The sequence below is a fragment of the Pseudomonas sp. JV449 genome (assembly GCF_032424295.1).
GTDB lineage: Bacteria > Pseudomonadota > Gammaproteobacteria > Pseudomonadales > Pseudomonadaceae > Aquipseudomonas > Aquipseudomonas marginalis.
In genome coordinates, this window is sequence record NZ_VYKD01000031.1 from 1 (window position 1) to 18,753 (window position 18,753).

Annotated in this window: 18 protein-coding genes and 1 rRNA gene; 4 read left to right on the plus strand and 15 right to left on the minus strand. The window is 58.6% G+C overall.

Annotation, left to right across the window (positions count from 1 at the left end):
• From F6S08_RS26735 to mrcB, 10 genes are all read right to left on the minus strand, one after another.
• A 16S ribosomal RNA gene (locus tag F6S08_RS26735) occupies positions 1–272 on the minus strand; the annotation flags it as partial.
• Between the two features lie 544 nt (positions 273–816).
• Positions 817–1,437 (minus strand): protein-methionine-sulfoxide reductase heme-binding subunit MsrQ, encoded by a 621-nt coding sequence (gene msrQ, locus F6S08_RS26740; protein ID WP_065925288.1) that lies wholly within the window; start codon positions 1,435–1,437, stop codon positions 817–819.
• Complete coding sequence (msrP, locus tag F6S08_RS26745) at positions 1,437–2,450, minus strand: protein-methionine-sulfoxide reductase catalytic subunit MsrP (RefSeq protein ID WP_065925289.1); 1,014 nt, start codon at positions 2,448–2,450, stop codon at positions 1,437–1,439. Before msrP ends, msrQ begins: the two co-directional genes overlap by 1 nt.
• Positions 2,451–2,513: 63 nt before the next feature.
• A complete protein-coding gene (gene pssA / locus F6S08_RS26750; protein ID WP_027605398.1) occupies positions 2,514–3,371 on the minus strand; it encodes a CDP-diacylglycerol--serine O-phosphatidyltransferase in 858 nt (285 codons plus the stop codon).
• 145 nt (positions 3,372–3,516) lie between these two features.
• Positions 3,517–4,533 carry a ketol-acid reductoisomerase gene (gene ilvC, locus F6S08_RS26755; protein WP_003176099.1) on the minus strand — a complete coding sequence of 339 codons (1,017 nt, stop codon included), beginning with the start codon at positions 4,531–4,533 and terminating at the stop codon, positions 3,517–3,519.
• 47 nt (positions 4,534–4,580) lie between these two features.
• On the minus strand, positions 4,581–5,072 hold the full coding sequence (gene ilvN / locus F6S08_RS26760) for an acetolactate synthase small subunit (protein ID WP_003176102.1): 492 nt from the start codon (positions 5,070–5,072) through the stop codon (positions 4,581–4,583).
• A gap of 2 nt (positions 5,073–5,074) precedes the next feature.
• Positions 5,075–6,799: an acetolactate synthase 3 large subunit gene (locus F6S08_RS26765; protein ID WP_065925350.1), complete on the minus strand. Its 1,725-nt coding sequence runs from the start codon at positions 6,797–6,799 to the stop codon at positions 5,075–5,077.
• A 431-nt stretch (positions 6,800–7,230) separates the two neighbouring features.
• A complete protein-coding gene (locus F6S08_RS26770; protein WP_065947701.1) occupies positions 7,231–7,560 on the minus strand; it encodes a YqcC family protein in 330 nt (109 codons plus the stop codon).
• Complete coding sequence (locus F6S08_RS26775) at positions 7,560–8,294, minus strand: tetratricopeptide repeat protein (protein WP_065925291.1); 735 nt, start codon at positions 8,292–8,294, stop codon at positions 7,560–7,562. The genes F6S08_RS26770 and F6S08_RS26775 overlap by 1 nt, the downstream gene beginning before the upstream one ends.
• A 16-nt stretch (positions 8,295–8,310) precedes the next feature.
• Positions 8,311–10,635: a penicillin-binding protein 1B gene (gene mrcB / locus F6S08_RS26780; protein ID WP_065938262.1), complete on the minus strand. Its 2,325-nt coding sequence runs from the start codon at positions 10,633–10,635 to the stop codon at positions 8,311–8,313.
• Between the two features lie 118 nt (positions 10,636–10,753).
• On the opposite strand from mrcB, the gene F6S08_RS26785 reads away from it, so the two are divergent.
• From F6S08_RS26785 to F6S08_RS26795, 3 genes are all read left to right on the plus strand, one after another.
• The gene (locus F6S08_RS26785; RefSeq protein ID WP_065947699.1) at positions 10,754–12,310 is read left to right on the plus strand and encodes an AAA family ATPase; all 1,557 of its coding nucleotides are present in this window, start codon (positions 10,754–10,756) and stop codon (positions 12,308–12,310) included.
• 92 nt (positions 12,311–12,402) lie between these two features.
• A complete protein-coding gene (locus tag F6S08_RS26790; protein ID WP_065925294.1) occupies positions 12,403–12,747 on the plus strand; it encodes a pentapeptide repeat-containing protein in 345 nt (114 codons plus the stop codon).
• A 202-nt stretch (positions 12,748–12,949) separates the two neighbouring features.
• Complete coding sequence (locus F6S08_RS26795) at positions 12,950–13,222, plus strand: TfoX/Sxy family protein (RefSeq protein ID WP_027605391.1); 273 nt, start codon at positions 12,950–12,952, stop codon at positions 13,220–13,222.
• Between the two features lie 244 nt (positions 13,223–13,466).
• On the opposite strand, the gene F6S08_RS26800 is transcribed toward F6S08_RS26795, so the two are convergent.
• Genes F6S08_RS26800 through F6S08_RS26810 form a run of 3 tightly spaced genes read right to left on the minus strand, consistent with a single transcriptional unit; the run spans position 13,467 to position 16,146 of the window.
• Positions 13,467–14,234, minus strand: coding sequence for a heme ABC transporter ATP-binding protein (locus tag F6S08_RS26800; protein WP_065925295.1), 768 nt, complete (start codon positions 14,232–14,234; stop codon positions 13,467–13,469).
• Complete coding sequence (locus tag F6S08_RS26805; protein ID WP_162844277.1) at positions 14,234–15,217, minus strand: FecCD family ABC transporter permease; 984 nt, start codon at positions 15,215–15,217, stop codon at positions 14,234–14,236. The genes F6S08_RS26800 and F6S08_RS26805 overlap by 1 nt, the downstream gene beginning before the upstream one ends.
• A gap of 50 nt (positions 15,218–15,267) precedes the next feature.
• Positions 15,268–16,146 carry a hemin ABC transporter substrate-binding protein gene (locus F6S08_RS26810; protein ID WP_315872560.1) on the minus strand — a complete coding sequence of 293 codons (879 nt, stop codon included), beginning with the start codon at positions 16,144–16,146 and terminating at the stop codon, positions 15,268–15,270.
• A 157-nt stretch (positions 16,147–16,303) separates the two neighbouring features.
• Here F6S08_RS26810 and F6S08_RS26815 point away from each other — a divergent pair, with 157 nt between their 5' ends.
• Entirely contained in the window at positions 16,304–16,621 is a 318-nt protein-coding gene (locus tag F6S08_RS26815; protein WP_065947696.1) for a Rieske (2Fe-2S) protein, read from the plus strand.
• Here the strand turns inward: F6S08_RS26815 and sfsA are convergent.
• Together sfsA and F6S08_RS26825 are read right to left on the minus strand one after the other, a co-directional pair.
• Positions 16,618–17,328 carry a DNA/RNA nuclease SfsA gene (gene sfsA / locus F6S08_RS26820; protein WP_065925299.1) on the minus strand — a complete coding sequence of 237 codons (711 nt, stop codon included), beginning with the start codon at positions 17,326–17,328 and terminating at the stop codon, positions 16,618–16,620. The genes F6S08_RS26815 and sfsA overlap by 4 nt on opposite strands.
• The gene (locus F6S08_RS26825; RefSeq protein WP_065947695.1) at positions 17,328–18,500 is read right to left on the minus strand and encodes a pyridoxal phosphate-dependent aminotransferase; all 1,173 of its coding nucleotides are present in this window, start codon (positions 18,498–18,500) and stop codon (positions 17,328–17,330) included. Before F6S08_RS26825 ends, sfsA begins: the two co-directional genes overlap by 1 nt.
• Positions 18,501–18,753: the final 253 nt, after the last annotated feature.

Consider the following 18,753-nt stretch of genomic DNA (forward strand, 5'->3'; position numbering starts at 1 on the left):
CGCCTTGGTGAGCCATTACCCCACCAACTAGCTAATCCGACCTAGGCTCATCTGATAGCGCAAGGCCCGAAGGTCCCCTGCTTTCTCCCGTAGGACGTATGCGGTATTAGCGTCCGTTTCCGAACGTTATCCCCCACTACCAGGCAGATTCCTAGGCATTACTCACCCGTCCGCCGCTCTCAAGAGAAGCAAGCTTCTCTCTACCGCTCGACTTGCATGTGTTAGGCCTGCCGCCAGCGTTCAATCTGAGCCATGATCAAACTCTTCAGTTCAAACATCTTTGGGTTTTTAAGAAACCCTAAACTTGGCTCAGCAATCGTTGGTTATTCTTTGATTTCTCGCGGAGTAACTTGTGATGCTGATAATCTTGTTGACTATCAGCCTGACTCCACAAGCACCCACACGAATTGCTTGATTCAGTTGTTAAAGAGCGGTTGGTTAAGAGCTTTCGTCTCAACCGAGGCGCGCATTCTACAGCAGCCTCATTTGCTGTCAAGTGATTATTTTCAGAAGCTTTCGAAGATTTCTTCAACAACTTCAACCACTTGCGCTTCCGATCTCTCGTTAGCGGGAGGCGAATTCTACAGCGTTACACGCTGCTGTCAACACCTCTTTTTCTCCGCTTTCGACCGAGAAGATCGAATCGTTAATAGCGTCAAACAACATGACTCTATCAACTCCTTCTGGGCTTCGATGAACTGAAGCAATCCGCTGCCTTATTCTGCATAACTCTTTGTTTACCAAGGAGTTTTGCGTTTCGACTGCGCCGGAAGTGGGGCGAATTATAGACGTCTACAATCTGCGGTCAAGCGTTAATTACGCTTTTGTTGCAGTGGGTGCTTTTTTAGTAATAAGTCGGGGGATTCGGCGCGCCACTGGCGGTACACGCAGTACCAGAAGCAACGCACCTATAGAAGCATAGATAGCCCATTCCTTCAGATCAGCTCGCACGATCCACAGCATGTGCAACAGACCAAGCCCAAGAATCACATACACCAGCCGATGCAGCTTCTTCCAGCGACTACCCAGTCGGCGTTGGCTATAGCGATTAGAAGTCACCGCCAACACAAACAAAGACAAGAACCCCAGCGCCCCCACAATAATGTAGGGCCGCTTACGCAGCTCCACACCCAATTGCGACCAATCCAGCCCCAGGACAAACACACAGTAAGCCGCTAAATGCGCCACTACATAAGCAAAGCACCACAATCCAAGCTGCCGGCGCACCGCGATCCACCCCGCCCAACCGCTCAGTTTCTGCAGCGGCGTCATTCCAAGGGTAATCAGCAAGAGGATCAGGGTACCCAGGCCAAGCCGATCAACCAGCACCTTGCCCGGATCCGGCCCCAAGGCAAAACTCCATGCCTCATACAGCCATAATAACGGCCACACTGCCGCAGCTATAAAAACGCCAATGCGCCAGATGGGGTAACGCATCAGTAGTTCTTCCGCAGATCGAGGCCTGTATATAAAGAGGCGACCTCATCCGAGTAGCCATTGAACATCTGCGTCTCACGCACATTGGGACTGAACAGCCCACTTGGCAGACGACGCTCCCGCGCCTGGGTCCAGCGGGGATGATCCACCGTAGGGTTCACATTCGCATAGAAGCCATATTCATCCGCCGCGATACTCTGCCAAGTGGTTTTGGGCTGCTCGCTTACAAGACTGATACGCACGATGGATTTCACGCTCTTGAAACCGTACTTCCAAGGTACGACCAGACGTAACGGTGCACCGTTCTGATTGGGCAACTCGCGCCCATACATGCCAACGGCCAGAATCGCCAAAGGGTTCATCGCTTCATCCAGACGCAGCCCTTCTACATAAGGCCAGTCGATCAAGCCAAAACTCGAACGCTGCCCAGGCATGCTCTTGGCATCCTGGAGGGTTTCAAAGCGGATGTATTTGGCCTTGGAGGTCGGCTCAACCTGCTTGAGTAAGGCAGAGATCGGAAAACCCATCCACGGGATGACCATCGACCACGCCTCGACACAGCGTAAACGGTAGATCCGCTCTTCTAATTGATAGGGCTTCATGAAGTCTTCAAGGGCGTAACGCCCCGGCTTTGCGACCTCACCATCGATCACCACACTCCAGGGCTCGGTCTTGAGCGAGCCCGCATTTTTCGCAGGATCGCCCTTGTCTGTACCAAACTCGTAGAAGTTGTTGTAGTGGGTTGCGTCCTTGAACGGGGTGATGGGCTCATCCTTGACCGTCACCGCCTGCCATTTCGTTGCCGGCAATTTTTCGGCAAACCAATTGGGCGCCTTGCCAGGCTCAACATCGGGATAACGCGCGGCCTCGTCAGCACTGGCCCAACGCGGCAGGCTGCTGGCAGCAATGCTGGCAAGCGCACCACCGAGCAAGCTACGGCGAGAAAGGTAGAAGGATTCAGGCGTGACATCCGATTCTTGGCAATCGGACGCTTTGGGCAATTTGATTAACATGGCAACTCCGCAGCATTGGAGAACTGATGCACCAATAGACTGCGGAGTATGGGGGAAATTACATTAAGGCAACGTTTTGTCCCGACGCATATGCAGCAAGTACTGAATCGGCCCCGAAGCGGCGTAGACCAGGAAGGCCAATAGCAGGATCCGAGGAGGATCACTGAAGACCACCGCGAACACCAATACCACTGCCAGGATCGCCACGAAAGGCACACGCCCTTTGAGATCAAGCTCCTTGAAGCTGTTGTACTTGATGTTGCTGACCATCAGCATACCGGCCGCAGCGACCATCAACGCCACCAGGAACGACATTTTTGAACCCTGGATGCCGTAGTCACTGAACGCCCAGACGATACCCGCGACCACGCCCGCTGCCGCCGGACTGGCCAGACCAATGAAGTAACGCTTGTCAGCAGTACCCACCTGGGTATTGAAGCGCGCCAGACGCAACGCCGCACCCGCGACATAGATGAAGGCGACCATCCAACCAACCTTGCCCATGTCCCCCAGCGCCCAGGCGAAGGCCAGCAGTGCAGGCGCAACACCAAAGGCAACCATGTCCGATAGCGAGTCATACTCGGCACCGAAGGCGCTTTGGGTGTTGGTCATGCGCGCCACGCGACCATCAAGGCCGTCCAGCACCATGGCCACAAAGATTGCGATGGCAGCAAAGCCGAAATACTTGCTGGCGCTCGCCGCATCACCCGCCGCCAGGGCACTTTGGGCACTCATTGAGTTGATGATGGAATAGAACCCGGCAAACAGGTTTGCCGTAGTGAACAGATTGGGCAGCAAATAGATGCCACGATGCCGGACCTTACGGCCTTCAGCGTCATGCCCTTCTTCGACATGTTCATCGATCGGTAGCAGGCTTTCGGCGTCAGAAGCCTGGCTTGGCTCTTCGGGACGTTCGCTCATGGACTTTACCTTGCAACGGTGTGAAAAAAATTCGACCAATACTTGCGGCGAGTGTTCGCCCGCAAACGATGCAGCTTTATACCAGAACCCGCCCCTCAAACGAAAAAACGCGGCCTAAGCCGCGTTTTCTGTTGATACGTACGACTTAGTTTTTGGCTTTGTCGACGATCTTGTTGGCACCGATCCACGGCATCATGGAGCGCAGTTGCTCGCCGATGACTTCGATACCGTGAGCAGCGTTGTTACGACGCTTGGCGGTCATCGAAGGGTAGCCGGTAGCACCTTCGCTGATGAACATTTTGGCGTACTCGCCGTCCTGAATACGTTTCAGGGCGTTGCGCATAGCTTGGCGGGACTCGGCGTTGATCACTTCCGGGCCAGTCACGTACTCGCCGTATTCGGCGTTGTTGGAGATCGAGTAGTTCATGTTGGCGATACCGCCTTCGTACATGAGGTCAACGATCAGCTTCAGTTCGTGCAGGCATTCGAAGTAGGCCATTTCCGGCGCGTAGCCAGCTTCAACCAGGGTTTCGAAACCGGCTTTAACCAGCTCAACGGTACCGCCGCACAGAACGGCCTGCTCGCCGAACAGGTCGGTTTCGGTCTCGTCCTTGAAGGTGGTTTCGATGATGCCGGTACGACCGCCACCTACGCCGGCAGCGTAAGACAGCGCAACGTTCTTGGCATTGCCCGAAGCATCCTGGTAGATCGCGATCAGGTCAGGGATACCACCGCCTTTGACGAACTCGGAGCGTACGGTGTGGCCCGGTGCTTTCGGCGCAATCATGATCACGTCGAGGTCAGCGCGCGGTACAACCTGGTTGTAGTGGATCGCGAAGCCGTGGGAGAAGGCCAGGGTGGCGCCCTTTTTGATGTTCGGCTCGATTTCGTTCTTGTACAGCGCGGACTGGAACTCGTCCGGGGTCAGGATCATGACCAGGTCGGCTGCAGCAACGGCGGAAGCAACGTCAGTCACTTTCAGGCCGTGAGCTTCGGCTTTGGCAACGGTGGCCGAGCCTTTACGCAGGCCAACAGTCACGTCAACGCCGGAGTCTTTCAGGTTGCAAGCTTGCGCGTGACCCTGGGAGCCGTAGCCGATGATGGCGACTTTCTTGCCCTGGATGATCGACAGGTCACAATCTTTATCGTAATAAACTTTCATGAGGTTCCTCTATATATCCAGGCCGTAAGGCCATTCGCTAATTTGGGTTAGATGCTGAGTACTTTGTCGCCACGGGCAATCCCGGTGACACCACTGCGTACCGTTTCCAGAATCGAGGCCGTCCCGATCGACTGGATGAAGCTGTCCAGCTTGTCGCTCGTACCGGTCAGTTGAACGGTATAAACACTGGCGCTCACATCGACGATCTGCCCGCGATAAATATCGGTAGTGCGCTTGATCTCGGCACGTTGAGCACCCGTGGCCTTAACCTTAACCAGCATCAGCTCGCGCTCGATGTGGGCGCTTTCCGACAGGTCGACCAACTTGACCACTTCGATCAGCTTGTTGAGGTTCTTGGTGATCTGCTCGATCACCTCATCGTGGCCCACGGTGGTCAACGTCAGGCGCGACAGGGTCGGGTCTTCGGTCGGTGCCACGGTCAGGCTTTCGATGTTGTAGTTGCGTTGCGAAAACAGGCCGACAACACGAGACAGAGCGCCGGGTTCGTTCTCCAGAAGCAGGGAGATAATGTGCCGCATGATTAAGTACGCTCCGTCTTGTTCAGCCACATATCGCGCATGGAGCCGTCTTTGATCTGCATCGGGTAGACGTGCTCGCTGGTATCCACTTGAATATCGAGGAACACCAGGCGGTCCTTCATGGCGAACGCCTCTTCCATCTTCGGCTTCAGATCTTTCAGATCAGTGATGCGAATGCCGACGTGGCCATAGGCTTCAACCAACTTGATGAAATCCGGAAGCGATTCCATGTAGGAATGGGAGTGACGGCTACCGTAGCTCATGTCCTGCCACTGACGAACCATACCCAGCACACCGTTGTTCAAGCACACGATTTTCACCGGAAGACCGTACTGCAGGCACGTCGACAGTTCCTGGATGTTCATCTGAATGCTGCCTTCACCGGTGACGCACGCGACGTCAGAGTCCGGGAAACTCAGTTTCACACCCATAGCTGCTGGGAAACCAAAGCCCATCGTGCCCAGGCCACCGGAGTTGATCCAGCGGTTAGGCTTGTCGAACTTGTAATACTGCGCGGCGAACATCTGGTGCTGGCCCACATCGGAGGTCACAAAGGCGTCGCCCTTGGTCACTTCGCAGAGGGTCTCGATCACGGTTTGTGGCTTGATGATGCTGCCGTCACCCTTGTCGTAAGGAAACAGGCCGCGGTCACCGCGCCATTCGTCGATCTGCTTCCACCAACTGGCAACGGATTCCTTGTTCGGCGTCTCACCGATGTCCTTGAGCGCAGCAACCATTTCGGTCAATACACTTTCAACAGGACCTACGATCGGCACGTCGGCCTTGATGGTCTTGGAGATGGACGCCGGGTCGATGTCGATGTGGATGATCTTGGCATTCGGGCAGAACTTGCTCGCGCCATTGATCACGCGGTCATCGAAACGTGCGCCCACTGCCAGGATCACGTCGGCATGGTGCATGGTCAGGTTGGCGGTGTAGCTGCCGTGCATGCCCAGCATGCCCACGAACTGACGGTCCGTACCCGGGAATGCGCCGAGGCCCATCAGGGTGTTGGTGACCGGCAGGTTGAGCAGCTTGGCCAGTTCGGTCAGCGGTGCAGAACCGCCGCCCAGGATCACGCCACCACCCGAGTACAACACGGGACGCTTGGCCGCCAGGAGCATTTCTGCCGCCTTGCGGATTTGGCCCGAGTGCCCACGAACGGCCGGGCTGTAGGAACGCAGCTTGGCTTTCTTCGGGAAAACGTATTCGAATTTTTCAGCCGGGTTGGTCATGTCTTTCGGGATATCGACCACGACAGGCCCCGGGCGACCGGACTGCGCGAGGTAGAAGGCCTTTTTCATGACGTCCGGGATTTCCGACGCATGCTTGATCATGAAGCTGTGTTTCACGATCGGCCGGGAGATACCGATCATGTCGGTTTCCTGGAACGCATCGGTCCCCACCATGGTGCTTGGCACCTGGCCGGAAATGATCACCATCGGGATGGAGTCCATATAAGCAGTCGCGATGCCAGTAATGGCATTGGTTGCGCCTGGACCGGACGTTACCAGTACCACACCGGCTTTACCGGTGGCACGGGCATAACCGTCAGCCATATGGGTCGCGGCCTGTTCGTGGCGAACCAGGATGTGGGTAACAGCCGGTTCCTTGAACAGTGCGTCGTAAACATGCAGCAGAGCACCACCTGGGTACCCGTAGATATAGTCGACGCCTTCGTCACGCAAAAAGCGGACGAGCATCTCACCGCCAGATAAAAGCTCCACGTTGTTCACCTCTAAAACGCCAGAATACCGTCCGTTTAAAACCGACGGGTCTTAATAGGTTTACTTCTCAACAGAGCATGAGCGACGGTGGTCGCCGACTACGTCAGCACTGACTGAGCAAGTATTGGGATCGTCCCAAGTGTTGCGGGCTTTTCCCACCCAGCGCGAGGTAACGCGTTGCGGGTGTAACAGGTCGGCGCGGATGTGCGCCTCATGATCTGCTGAGCGGGCCTGCTTCTGGCAGTCCCGATACAGCGGACTTTGGATTCTTCTGTTTCAGGCCTCTCAAGTCAAGCAATAATTGCGCTTTTTTCCAACTAAGCGCATGAGAACGTAGAAGAAAGGGCTTTGAGGAGGGATAAAACTCGCCTGAATGTCGTCAAGCGGTAGAAATGTGCGCAAGACTGCCGGAAAAACCGGCAGCCAGGCAATTAACGAGCGTCGACGATCAGTTGATCGAACTTTTTCAGCGCGTTACGTAAACCAAGACTCTCCTGAGGCCGATCGGCATAGACCATCTCGGCCATTTCGAGAATGCCTGACGCATTGGGCAACGGCAGGTCCTCTTCGAGAATCTGTTTCATGCGCACCAGGAAGATCCATTGCAACCACTGGTGGAAGTCCAGTGTGTCGACCGCAAACGGCTCGACGCTGCTGAGCGCCTCGGTGCTGGGGGACACTTCGTCCCACCAGCCCTGCACGCGCAATTCGCGCTCGATCAGCAATAACTGTTCGGCAATCGCTGGAAACCGAGCATCCATCAGAGGCTGACCTTGGCTTTTTGCCGAGCCTGGGCAGCGCCGGCGGCGTCACCTTGTGCCGCACGCGCATCGCCGATCAACGCCCACAGGCTGGCTTGCAGGTCGGGACGACCGTTGGCCAGCGTGAGACCACGACGAGCAAATTGTTCGGCCTGGGGCGCATCACCCTGGGCCATGCGTACCTGGGCAAGGCGATACAGCACTTGCGGCTCGCGCGGAGCAACACGTTGCGCACGCTCAAGGCTGGATGACGCACCATTCAAGTCACCACCCGCCTGCTGTTGCTGCGCGGTGGTCAGCAACGCCAGCACCGGGCCGTCCAATTGCTCGTCGGCTGACAAGCCGCCAGCGCTGGAGGACGATGGAATGCCGCTCGGCGTCGACGGCATGGTGTAGGTACCCTGGTTGATCGGCGCGGTCTGCATCGGCGCGGAATCGATCGGCCCGGAGGTGCTTGGCCCAGGCGTCCAAGGCTCGGCACTGATTGGCGCCGAGGTAGCTGCACCGCCGCCCGGCACCATCACGACCACACCCGAATCCTGCGGCACGGCCTGAGGCCTGGCCTGGGCCGGACGGTTGGTCACGGTTTGGCGGAAACCGCCATTGGCCGATATCCGGTCATTATTGGAGACAGCTGTACTCGAATCCACCACAGGAATAGAGCCGCGCTGCACGCTGGAGCAACCGCCGAGCAAAGCCAGAGCTGTAATAGCTGGAATCCACCACTTGTTCACTTGAAACCCTCTTTGCTTAATTCATCCAGCCCTTGACCCAATCCATCACCGATTCCGCATCTGCAGGGGCTCCGCCACCGCACGCAGCACCGGCTGGTGGTTCGCTGCCGCGAATATACGGCATCTGCACCGCGCCCGGACAGTTGGCATCGGAGCCCTGGCCGGTATGCGGATCAATCCAGGCCTGCACGATGTTATCCGGCTGCGGCATGTTCAGCGGCAGCGGGTCGGCCTTGCGCATGAAACTGGTCCAGACCTGCAATGCGCCAGTGGCGCCGGTGAATGGTGTCTTGCCATTGTCGTCACGGCCCAGCCACACCACGGCGAGCACATCCTGGCCGAAACCGGCGAACCAGCTGTCACGGGAGTCGTTACTGGTACCGGTCTTGCCCGCCAGTGTCAGGTTGGAAGGCAAGACTTTATAGACCGAGCTGCCGGTACCTTCACGCATCACACGCTGCATGGCGTTCTGGATCAGATAGATGGAGCCCGCATCGAAACGCTGCTGAATCTGGAAAGGATAGCGCTTGAGCGGCTCCCCCTCCGCCGTCAGTACACTGCGGATCCCGCGCATCGGGGTGTTGAAGCCACCGTTGGCGAGGGTCTGGTACATGGTCGCCACTTCAATCGGCGTCATGGCACCGGCACCCAGCAGAATCGACGGGAAAGCCGGGAATTCGCGGGTGATGCCCAGGCGCGCGAGTGTCTTGAGGACATTCGGCACGCCAACCTCCAAGCCGAGCCGGGACGTGGAAATGTTATAGGAATGGGCCAAGCCCTGGTACAGGAACACCGTGCCGTGGGAGCGGCGATCAAAGTTCTGCGGCGTCCAGACCTGGCCGTCCCCTCCTTTGACCGACAGTGGATCATCCGACAGCCAGCTGGTGAGGGTGTATTTGCTCGGTTTTTCCAGCGCCGTCAGATAGACCGCCGGCTTGACCAGCGAGCCGATCGGCCGCACGGCATCCAGTGCGCGGTTGAAACCGGCAAAGCTGGCCTGGCGGCTGCCGATCATGGCCTGGACTTCACCGGTTTCCGGGTTGGTCACCACCATGGCGGCTTCTACTTCGTCGGCGCCCTTACGGCCCGTCAGGCGCTTGAAGGTGTCGTTGACCGACGCTTCTGCCTTCATCTGCAGGATCGGGTCGAAACTGGTGAAGATCCGCAGGCCTTCTTCGGTCAAGTCTTCGTCGCGGTAGTCTTCACGCAACTGGCGCTTTACCAGATCGATAAAGCCTGGGAATGAACTGTCCGCCAACTTCCCGCGGGTTGTCACACCCAGTGGCATTTTCTTCGCCGCGGCCACTTGTTCCGCCGTGGCAACGCCTTGCTGTTCAAGCACATCGAGCACCAGGTTACGGCGCTCAAGCGCACGCTCCGGATTGCGACGCGGGTTGTAGTAGGAAGGCCCCTTGACCATGCCCACCAACAAGGCCACTTGATGCAGCTTCAACTCCGACAGCGGCTGACCGAAAAAGAACTGGCTGGCCAAACCGAAGCCGTGCACCGCGCGCTGACCATCCTGGCCGACGAATACCTCGTTGAGGTACGCCTCAAGGATCTCCTGCTTGCTGTAGTGCAGCTCGAGCAGCATCGCCATCATGGCTTCGGTGAGCTTACGGGTCAGGCTGCGCTCGTTGGTCAGGTAGAAGTTCTTCACCAACTGCTGGGTCAGCGTACTGCCGCCCTGGGTCATCCTGCCTCCGGATGTATTCACCCAGACAGCACGGGCAATCGACTTCGGCGAAACGCCCCAGTGACTATAAAAGTCGCGGTCCTCTACAGCCACCAACGTTTCCAGTAGATACGGCGGCACCTGATCAAGCTTGATCAGGATGCGATCTTCAAGGTTCTTCGGGTAAATCCCGCCGATCATCAGCGGTTCCAGGCGTACCACCGGCAACTTCGAACCGTTAAGGGAGGACAGTTCGGCCACGTAGTCGCCGGAGAAGCGCACGCGCACAGGCTGGGCTTTCTCCAGGCCTTCATAGAACTGAAAGCCGCGGGTATTGAGGTCGACGGTGTTGCCGCTGACCGCAGCCGCCCCCGGACCATTGCTCACGGGTTCGCGTCGATAGCCCAGGGCGTCGAGTTCGGTGAGGAAGTCATCCTTGCTCAGCTTCTGGCCGGTGAACAGTTCCAGCGGGCGTGCGTACACCTTGGCCGGGATAGTCCAGCGCTTGCCGGAGAACTTCTCCTGGACCACAGCGTCGAGGTAGACCGCAAAGCCAGCGAGCACCACAAGGCCTACCAGGCCGAGCTTGAGCGCCCAGCCAAGCCACGGGCGCAGGCCGCGGGAAGGAGGTTTTTTACGGGAACGGGGAGATCGGGTTCGAGTCATGGCGGCGGATTATACGCACTTTATTGATGATCAACATGAGCCGGACAGCGGTTTGCACGACCGCCCGTAGCAGCCATAATGCGCGCCATGATTTCCCCCCGACTCTGAAGGATCGCCCGTGAGCCAGTCACTGATCGCAGCCCTGCAAAACCCGGCTTTGTACCCTCATCCGGTTGAAGCGTTCCAAGTCATCGAAACGCATATTTCATGGGTCATCTTGACCGGCCCCTACGCTTATAAATTGAAAAAACCGATGAACTTCGGGTTCCTGGACTTCACCGACCTGGAGAAACGCGGGCACTTCTGCAACGAAGAGCTGCGCCTCAACCAACGCCTGACAACGGATCTGTATCTGGAAGTGTTGCCGATTACCGGCACTGCCGAAGCCCCACAATTGGGTGGCGACGGCCCGGTGATCGAATATGCCCTGAAGATGCGTCAGTTCCCGCAAAGCCAACTGCTCAGCACCCTGCAAGCCAATGGCGAATTGACCGCCACGCACATCGATGAAATGGCCAGGCAGATCGCACGCTTTCACCTCGCCGCACCAAAAGTGCCGCAGGACCACGCGGCCGGCACCCCCGATGAAGTGATGGCGCCGGTACGGCAGAACTTCGACCAGATCCGCCCATTCCTCAGCGACAAGGCCGACCTGATTCAACTGGAAGCCCTGCAAGCCTGGGCCGAAAGCAGCTTCGAGCGCCTGAAACCGCTGCTGGCACAGCGCAAGCTCGACGGTTTCACCCGCGAGTGCCACGGTGACATCCACCTCGGCAACGCCACCTTGATTGACGGCAACGTGGTGATCTTCGACTGCATCGAGTTCAACGAGCCGTTTCGCTTCACCGATGTGTACGCCGACACCGCTTTCCTGGCCATGGACCTGGAAGACCGCGGCCTCAAGTCCCTGGCGCGGCGCTTTATCAGCCAGTACCTGGAACTGACCGGTGACTATCAGGGCCTTGAAGTGCTGAACTTCTACAAAGCCTACCGCGCCCTGGTACGTGCCAAGGTGGCGCTGTTCAGCATGCCGAGCGAGGCAAGCCCGGTGCAGCGCGCCACGACCCTGCGCCAATACCGCAACTACGCCAACCTGGCAGAAAGCTACAGCACCATTCCATCGCGCTTCCTGGCAATTACCCATGGCGTCTCGGCAGTGGGCAAAAGCCACGTGGCCATGCGCCTGGTGGAAGCATTGGGCGCTGTACGCCTGCGCTCGGACGTGGAGCGCAAGCGCATGTTCGGCGAGCAGCAGGTGGAAAACACGCCCCAGGCCGGCATCTATGCATCCGACGCCAGCGCCAGGACCTACGCTCGCTTGAATGACATCGCGGATACCGTGCTGCGCGCCGGCTTCCCGGTAGTAGTGGATGCCACCTTCCTCAAACGCGAACAACGCGACGCCGCAGCCAAGGTGGCCGAAGCCACGGGGGCGCCGTTCCTGATCCTGGACTGCAACGCGCCACAGGCGGTTATCACCAGTTGGTTGGCGCAACGTCAGGCCGACAAAAACGATCCATCCGACGCGACCCTGAGCGTTATCGAAGAACAACAGGCCAACCGTGACCCACTGACCGCCGAAGAACTGTTGCTGAGTAAACGCGTCGAGACCAACCAAAGTGGAACCCTCGATGCGTTGGTCGCACAAATTCGCCAGCGCCTGCCAGGCCTGTAAGAAAAATTTCTTGGGCGTGTCGTCTACTTGGACGCACGCCCAAGAAATAGTGGCACTATAATGGCGTCATAAATCCAACAGGAGTCGTTTTCATGAGTCAGCCCAAGCTTCTAGATACACCGCTCTACGCACTCCTGCATAAAGACGATATTCGTGGCTTCAATCAGGCACGCCCGGCAGGCGGCATTATCGACATGCGCGGCGGCGACTTCCGTGGGCTGGACTTGCGCGACCTGAACGCCACCGGCGTGGACTTCACCGACGCGTATTTCCGCTCCGCCGACTTGCGCGGCCTGGATTTGCGCGACTGCTCAATGGAAGGCGCCAGCCTGGCCCATGCGCAGATTTCGGGCACCTACTTCCCGCCTGAATTGACTGCCGATGAGATCCTCATGTCGGTCAATTTCGGCACTCGCCTGCGCTACCGCACCAAGTAACATTCGATCCAAGCCCGACTACGCGCAACGCGTAGCGGGTGCTTCACGCCTGCCCAGCGTCAAAATCCCCGCGCCATTCTTATAAGCTTTTTGGCCGTTTCGGACCAAAGAACTACGCTTTTCCTACTGAGCGCTACACTGCTGTTCAGGCCTGCCTGGTCACGATACCCACCGCACCATTCGGCCGTCGCAAGGAGGCTTGATGAACGATGAGCTGCAACACCTGAAAAACCTTGGCAAGACTTCAGCGCAGTGGCTGCATGCGGTGGGCATCCACAGTGCATCCGACTTGCGTCGCCTGGGAGCGGTCGATGCGTATCGAGCCGTCAGGACTCGCGGGTTTCGCGCATCAAAAGTGTTGCTCTATGCGATCGAAGGGGCCCTGATGGACGTGCACTGGAATGACATTCCGGTCGAGCGTAAGGAGGCGTTGAACCGCCAGCTGGATGCCATTTCAGCGCGTCAGAAGAGCTAGGTCGTCGGCAAGGCCCAATGTTTACGCGCACTTCGAACGGACGTTTGAGGAAAACCGCAGATCCTTCAAAAACAACTGTTGACTCTCAAATGAGAATCGTTATGATTATCACAACTGGTCGCGAGATCAGCCGATAACTGAAAGACCATTGGTTCGGACTCTCAGATTATCTCCTCATCAGGCTAATCACGGTTATTTGACCCGGCTTTTGCCGGGTCTTTTTTTGCCTGTGAAAAAGCACGCCTCAGCGAGCAATGATTAACGGATGCCCACGCTCCGGGTGCGGCTGAACCAATACTTCCAAACCAAACACGGCCTTAAGCGGCTCGGGCCGCAGCACCTGCGCCGGTGTATCCAAGGCGTGGGGACGGCCCTGCTCCAGCAGCAAAATGCGATCACAGTAGCGCGCAGCCAGGTTCAGGTCATGGAGGATCACCAGCACCGCTGCACCACGATCGGCAAAGCGGCGGATCGCTTGCAGGGTCGTGTGCTGATGCAGGGGGTCCAGCATCGATGTCGGCTCATCCAGCAGCAATGTCTGCCCCGACTCACCTGGCCATAGTTGCGCCAGCACCCGCGCGAAGTGCACACGTTGACGCTCGCCGCCAGACAGCGCCAAGTAACTGCGACCTTTCAAGTGTGCGACGTCTGCCGCCAGCAAGGCTGCGTGGATAATTTCATCATCGCGCACACGCCCCGCCTGGTGGGGCAAACGGCCCATGCCGACCACCTCTTCGACACGGAACGCGAAGTCCAGGGTCGAGGTTTGTGGCAACACCGCCAGCCGCTGCGCGCGCTGCGGTCCGCTCCAGTCTTTCAACGCCTGCTGCCCCAACCACACCTCGCCCTGATCCGGATGCAACTCACCGCACAACGCCCCCAGCAACGTACTCTTACCCGCGCCATTGGGACCCAGCACACCGATCACTTCACCCGGCAGCAACTCCAGAGTGACGTCCGCCAGCACGACCTTGTGGCCACGCCGGATCTGCAGGTCTTCAACACGCAGCATCAGGCACGCCCCCGTAACAACAGGTAAAGAAAAAACGGCGCGCCAATAAACGCAGTCACGATACCAATCGGCAATTCAGCCGGTGCCAAGGCCAGTCGCGCAACCAAGTCGGCAAACAGCAACAAACTCGCGCCCGCCAATATCGACGCCGGCAGCAGCACGCGGTGATCAGGCCCGGCCAGCAACCTGACCAGATGCGGCACCACCAGCCCGACAAAACCAATCATGCCCGCCGCAGCCACCGCAGCACCTACACCTAATGCGGTACAGAACACCAACTCGCGCTTGAGCCCTTCAACATCAATTCCCAGGTGATTGGCTTCGGATTCACCGAGCAACAGCGCATTCAATGCCTTGGCCCGGCGCGGCAACCAGAGCGCCACACCGGCACTGACCAGCAATAAGGGCCATAACCGCGAATAGCTCGCGCCGTTGAGGCTGCCAAGGTTCCAGAACGTCAGGGTACGCAGGGTGGCGTCGTCCGCCAGGTAGGTGAACAGGCCCACCGCCGAGCTTGCCAGTGCAGTGAGGGCAATGCCGGCAAGCAGCATCGTCGCCACATTGGTCTGACCGTTACGACGCCCCAGTCGATAAACCAGCGCGGTCACGCCCAGCCCGCCTAGAAACGCGCACAGCGACAGCACATAAGGCCCGAATGCCTCCGGTAACCCACCAAAAAATGCACCGCCGACAATGGCGATTGCCGCCCCCAGTGCCGCCCCGCTGGAAACCCCGACCAACCCCGGATCGGCCAGCGGGTTACGAAACAACCCTTGCATGGCCACGCCGGACAATGCCAATACGCCGCCAACCGCCAAACCGAGCAACGTACGCGGCAAACGAATCTGCCCCAGGATCAACTCAGCCTGCTCCAGGCCGTGCGCCTCTATCGGCACGCCCATCAAGCGCAATGCCGCCTTGAGCGTATCCAGCAACGGTAAGCTTACCGGGCCCAACGCCAACGAGAGCCAGGTCGCCAACAGGCATAACAGCGCCAGGCCGATGAACAGCGTTTTCGGCTTAACCAGCGTGGTCATGGGGCAGGTTTAGCCTGTGATGGGTAAAAACCGGCCGAGAGTTTCACCAGACTTTGCGGCAGGCGCGGTCCAAGCCCACCCACCAGCAAGGTCGGGTCCAGCTCGAACACGCGGCCACGCTTGGCCGCCGGCGTCGAAGCCAGGATCGGATTCTCCTTGAACAACGCCGCGCGCGCCGCGTCCCCCGTAAGAGCGCGGTCGGCAAACACCAGCACATCCGGGCTCAACCCTGCCAACGACTCCGCCGAAAACGGCTTGTAACCGCTGTGGGTAGCCAGGTTATGCCCGCCGGCCTGCTGCACCACCCAATCGCCCGCCGTGTCCTTACCGGCAATCAACGGCTTGCCGCCAGCATGACCGATCAGCAGCAACACGCCCGGTGCCTTCTGCGCGGCCTGAGCCTTGGCGACCCAGCTTTTCTGGTGATCAAGGGCCCGTTCATATCCGGTAAACAATGCACTGGCGTTAGCCTCATCTCCCAGCAACTTACCCAAGTGCTGAAGATTACCCCTCAAGGTCGGCAAATCCGGCTGCGCCGAAAACATCTCGACCTGGACACCTGCACTGCGAATCTGCGCCAGCACCGGCGGCGGCCCCATCTCTTCAGTCCCCACCAGCACCTGTGGGCGAAGGCTGAGAATGCCTTCGGCCGACAATTGCCGCTGATAGCCGATACTTGGCAACGCCTTGAGCGATTCAGGATGCTGGCTGGTGGTATCCACACCCACCAACTTCGGCTCACCGCCCAACGCCGTGACCCATTCCGACAGCGCCCCACCGGCACTCACCCAGCGTTGTGGCAGTTCAGAGGCTTGCGCCCCATGGTTGACCAGCAGTCCGACAACAAGCGCAATAGCGCTGGCACTCAGGCGCATAACAGGGTTTCCTTCCAAAGGGCAGGGCCTTTCGAGCACTCATCGATGTGACAGATAACCCCTGCCGGACATCGAACTGAGCACCCAGTCAGCTAACGGGCGAAGCCGGCATTTGATAATTGTTTGCATTTGAACGTCAAGGCACTTAAGGATTGAAATGAAGTTTCTCTGCCCCTCGGACATGCTCGCGCCCAACAGCAGCCTCGGTTTTACGATGGATGGCACGCCGCTGCTGGCGGTACGCCGGGACGGCATCGCCTACTTCTATATCAACCGCTGCCCACATCGCGGCATTCCACTGGAGTGGCAACCCGACCGGTTCCTAGACGACAGCGCCAGCCTGATCCAGTGCGCTACCCATGGCGCGCTGTTCCTGATCGAAAGCGGCGAGTGCATTGCCGGCCCATGCGCAGGTACAAGCCTCAAGGCCCTGCGCGGTCGCGAAGACGCGCAGGGCCTGTGGGTGGATCTCTAGTCGAGCAGCACGTCTAAACGACGGTCCACGCAAATCTCCTCGGACGTCACGCGCACCCCATACGCCAACACTTCCACCCCGGCAGCTTTAGCCTCGCGCAAGGCCGCACCGTAGGCAGCATCGATTTCCAGCGCCGGGCGCACCGCGTCAATCCCCGAGAGGTTGACGCAATACAACTGCACCGCCCGCACACCTTCACGCGCCAGATGCGCCAGTTCCCGCAGGTGCTTGGCGCCACGCTGGGTCACCGCATCGGGGAAAGCGGCAACCCTGGTGCCATCAAACCCCAGCGTGACACTTTTGACTTCCACATACGCCGCGCCGTCGGGATATTCGAGACGAAAGTCGATGCGGCTTTTCTCCTGGCCGTAAGGCACTTCCCGCTTCAACGCGGTGAAACCGTTGAGTTCAGTGATCACGCCAGCGCGCAACGCCTCCTCGACCAACGGATTGGCGCGTGCCGTGTTAACGCACGCCAAGCGGCCCTGGGGCGTTTCGGCAATTTCCCAGGTGCCGGGCAACTTGCGCTTGGGGTCATTGGAGCGACTGAACCAGACCTGCCCGCCTTCCACCATGCAATTGAGCATCGAACCGGTATTTGGGCAGTGAATAGTCAACAACTCGCCGGTAACGGTTTCGATATCGGTGAGAAAGCGCTTATAGCGGCGAATCAGCCGGCCTTCTTCGAGGGGAGGATAAAAACGCATCAGCCTTGCCAGCTCCGCAGGCCACGCTGGATTCGTTCCACCGCCTCCTGTAGTCGATCAAGGTTTTGCGTGTAGGCAAAGCGCACATGATGGCCCGCTTGATAGCGGCCAAAATCCAGACCGGGGGTAAAGGCGACATGCTCGGTTTCTAGGAAATGACGACAAAATGCGAAGGCATCTGTGCCGAACGCACTGATATCGGCATACAAATAGAACGCACCTTCCGGCTCTACGGCAATCCCGAAGCCCAACTCGCGCAAGGCGGGCAGCAGGAAATCGCGACGCCGGCCAAATTCGGCACGGCGCTCCTCCAAAATGCTCAGGGTCTGCGGGGTAAAACAGGCGAGCGCCGCATGTTGGGCCATGCTGGGCGCGCTGATATAAAGATTTTGCGCCAGTTTTTCCAGGTCGCCGACCGCAGCCGGCGGCGCCACCAGCCAGCCCAGGCGCCAACCGGTCATGCCGAAATACTTCGAAAAACTATTCAGGACGAAGGCCTCATCGTCGACCTCCAGCACGCTGGCGGCGTCAGTGCCGTAGGTCAGGCCGTGATAGATCTCATCCACCACCAGATGGCCGTTACGCGCCCTGATTGCGTCGGAAAGCCCGGCTAATTCATCACGCGTGAGGATCGTGCCGGTGGGATTCGCCGGGGAGGCAACCAACGCGCCCACGCTGTCCTGATCCCAGTGTTTGGCCACCAGGTCAGCGGTCAGTTGATAACGCACGTCAGGGCCTACCGGCACCAGTTGCGCGGCACCTTCCACCAGGCGCAGGAAGTGCCGGTTACACGGGTAACCCGGGTCTGCCAGCAGCCAATGCTTGCCGGGGTCCACCAACAGACTGCTGGCCAGCAACAGTGCGCCGGAGCCCCCTGGGGTGATCAGGATGCGCTCGGGATCGACGTTCAATCCGTAGCGCTGCTGGTAGAAACCGCTGATGGCTTCACGCAATTCCGGCAGGCCACGGGCCGCGGTATAGCGGGTCTTGCCATTGGCCAACGCCGCCTGACCCGCCTTGATGATCGGCTCAGCCGTGGTGAAATCCGGCTCGCCGATCTCCAAGTGGATCACATCATGGCCTGCCGCTTGCAACTCATTGGCTCGCGCCAGCAACGCCATGACATGAAAAGGTTCGATGGCGCGACTGCGCGCACTGTAGGGCTGAGCCATTAGCCTTCCTTAACGGTGAGGACAAAATCAGGATTCTACCGAACCCTCGCGGTAAAACATGCTCTATTGCCTGCCTGGCCGTCCAAGATGAACCCGGCAAGCGCTTGCAAAACGACTAAAATCAACATTCGAGACGATGTATACCCAGCCACAGCGGGCTGCTGCAGTTGGCAACCCCTGCGTGACGGGCGTCGACAACCGGGAGTGGCGCACCCTGAATCTATCTGGTAAGTTCGCCCGCTTGCAGCCGCAG

Excerpts from the sequence above, each read along its gene's own strand:
- msrQ (WP_065925288.1), bottom strand. The coding sequence starts at position 1,437 with ATGCGTTACCCCATCTGGCGCATTGGCGTTTTTATAGCTGCGGCAGTG.
- msrP (WP_065925289.1), bottom strand. The coding sequence starts at position 2,450 with ATGTTAATCAAATTGCCCAAAGCGTCCGATTGCCAAGAATCGGATGTC.
- pssA (WP_027605398.1), bottom strand. The coding sequence starts at position 3,371 with ATGAGCGAACGTCCCGAAGAGCCAAGCCAGGCTTCTGACGCCGAAAGC.
- ilvC (WP_003176099.1), bottom strand. The coding sequence starts at position 4,533 with ATGAAAGTTTATTACGATAAAGATTGTGACCTGTCGATCATCCAGGGC.
- ilvN (WP_003176102.1), bottom strand. The coding sequence starts at position 5,072 with ATGCGGCACATTATCTCCCTGCTTCTGGAGAACGAACCCGGCGCTCTG.
- F6S08_RS26770 (WP_065947701.1), bottom strand. The coding sequence starts at position 7,560 with ATGGATGCTCGGTTTCCAGCGATTGCCGAACAGTTATTGCTGATCGAG.
- mrcB (WP_065938262.1), bottom strand. The coding sequence starts at position 10,635 with ATGACTCGAACCCGATCTCCCCGTTCCCGTAAAAAACCTCCTTCCCGC.
- F6S08_RS26790 (WP_065925294.1), top strand. The coding sequence starts at position 12,403 with ATGAGTCAGCCCAAGCTTCTAGATACACCGCTCTACGCACTCCTGCAT.
- F6S08_RS26795 (WP_027605391.1), top strand. The coding sequence starts at position 12,950 with ATGAACGATGAGCTGCAACACCTGAAAAACCTTGGCAAGACTTCAGCG.
- F6S08_RS26800 (WP_065925295.1), bottom strand. The coding sequence starts at position 14,234 with ATGCTGCGTGTTGAAGACCTGCAGATCCGGCGTGGCCACAAGGTCGTG.
- F6S08_RS26810 (WP_315872560.1), bottom strand. The coding sequence starts at position 16,146 with ATGCGCCTGAGTGCCAGCGCTATTGCGCTTGTTGTCGGACTGCTGGTC.
- F6S08_RS26815 (WP_065947696.1), top strand. The coding sequence starts at position 16,304 with ATGAAGTTTCTCTGCCCCTCGGACATGCTCGCGCCCAACAGCAGCCTC.
- sfsA (WP_065925299.1), bottom strand. The coding sequence starts at position 17,328 with ATGCGTTTTTATCCTCCCCTCGAAGAAGGCCGGCTGATTCGCCGCTAT.
- F6S08_RS26825 (WP_065947695.1), bottom strand. The coding sequence starts at position 18,500 with ATGGCTCAGCCCTACAGTGCGCGCAGTCGCGCCATCGAACCTTTTCAT.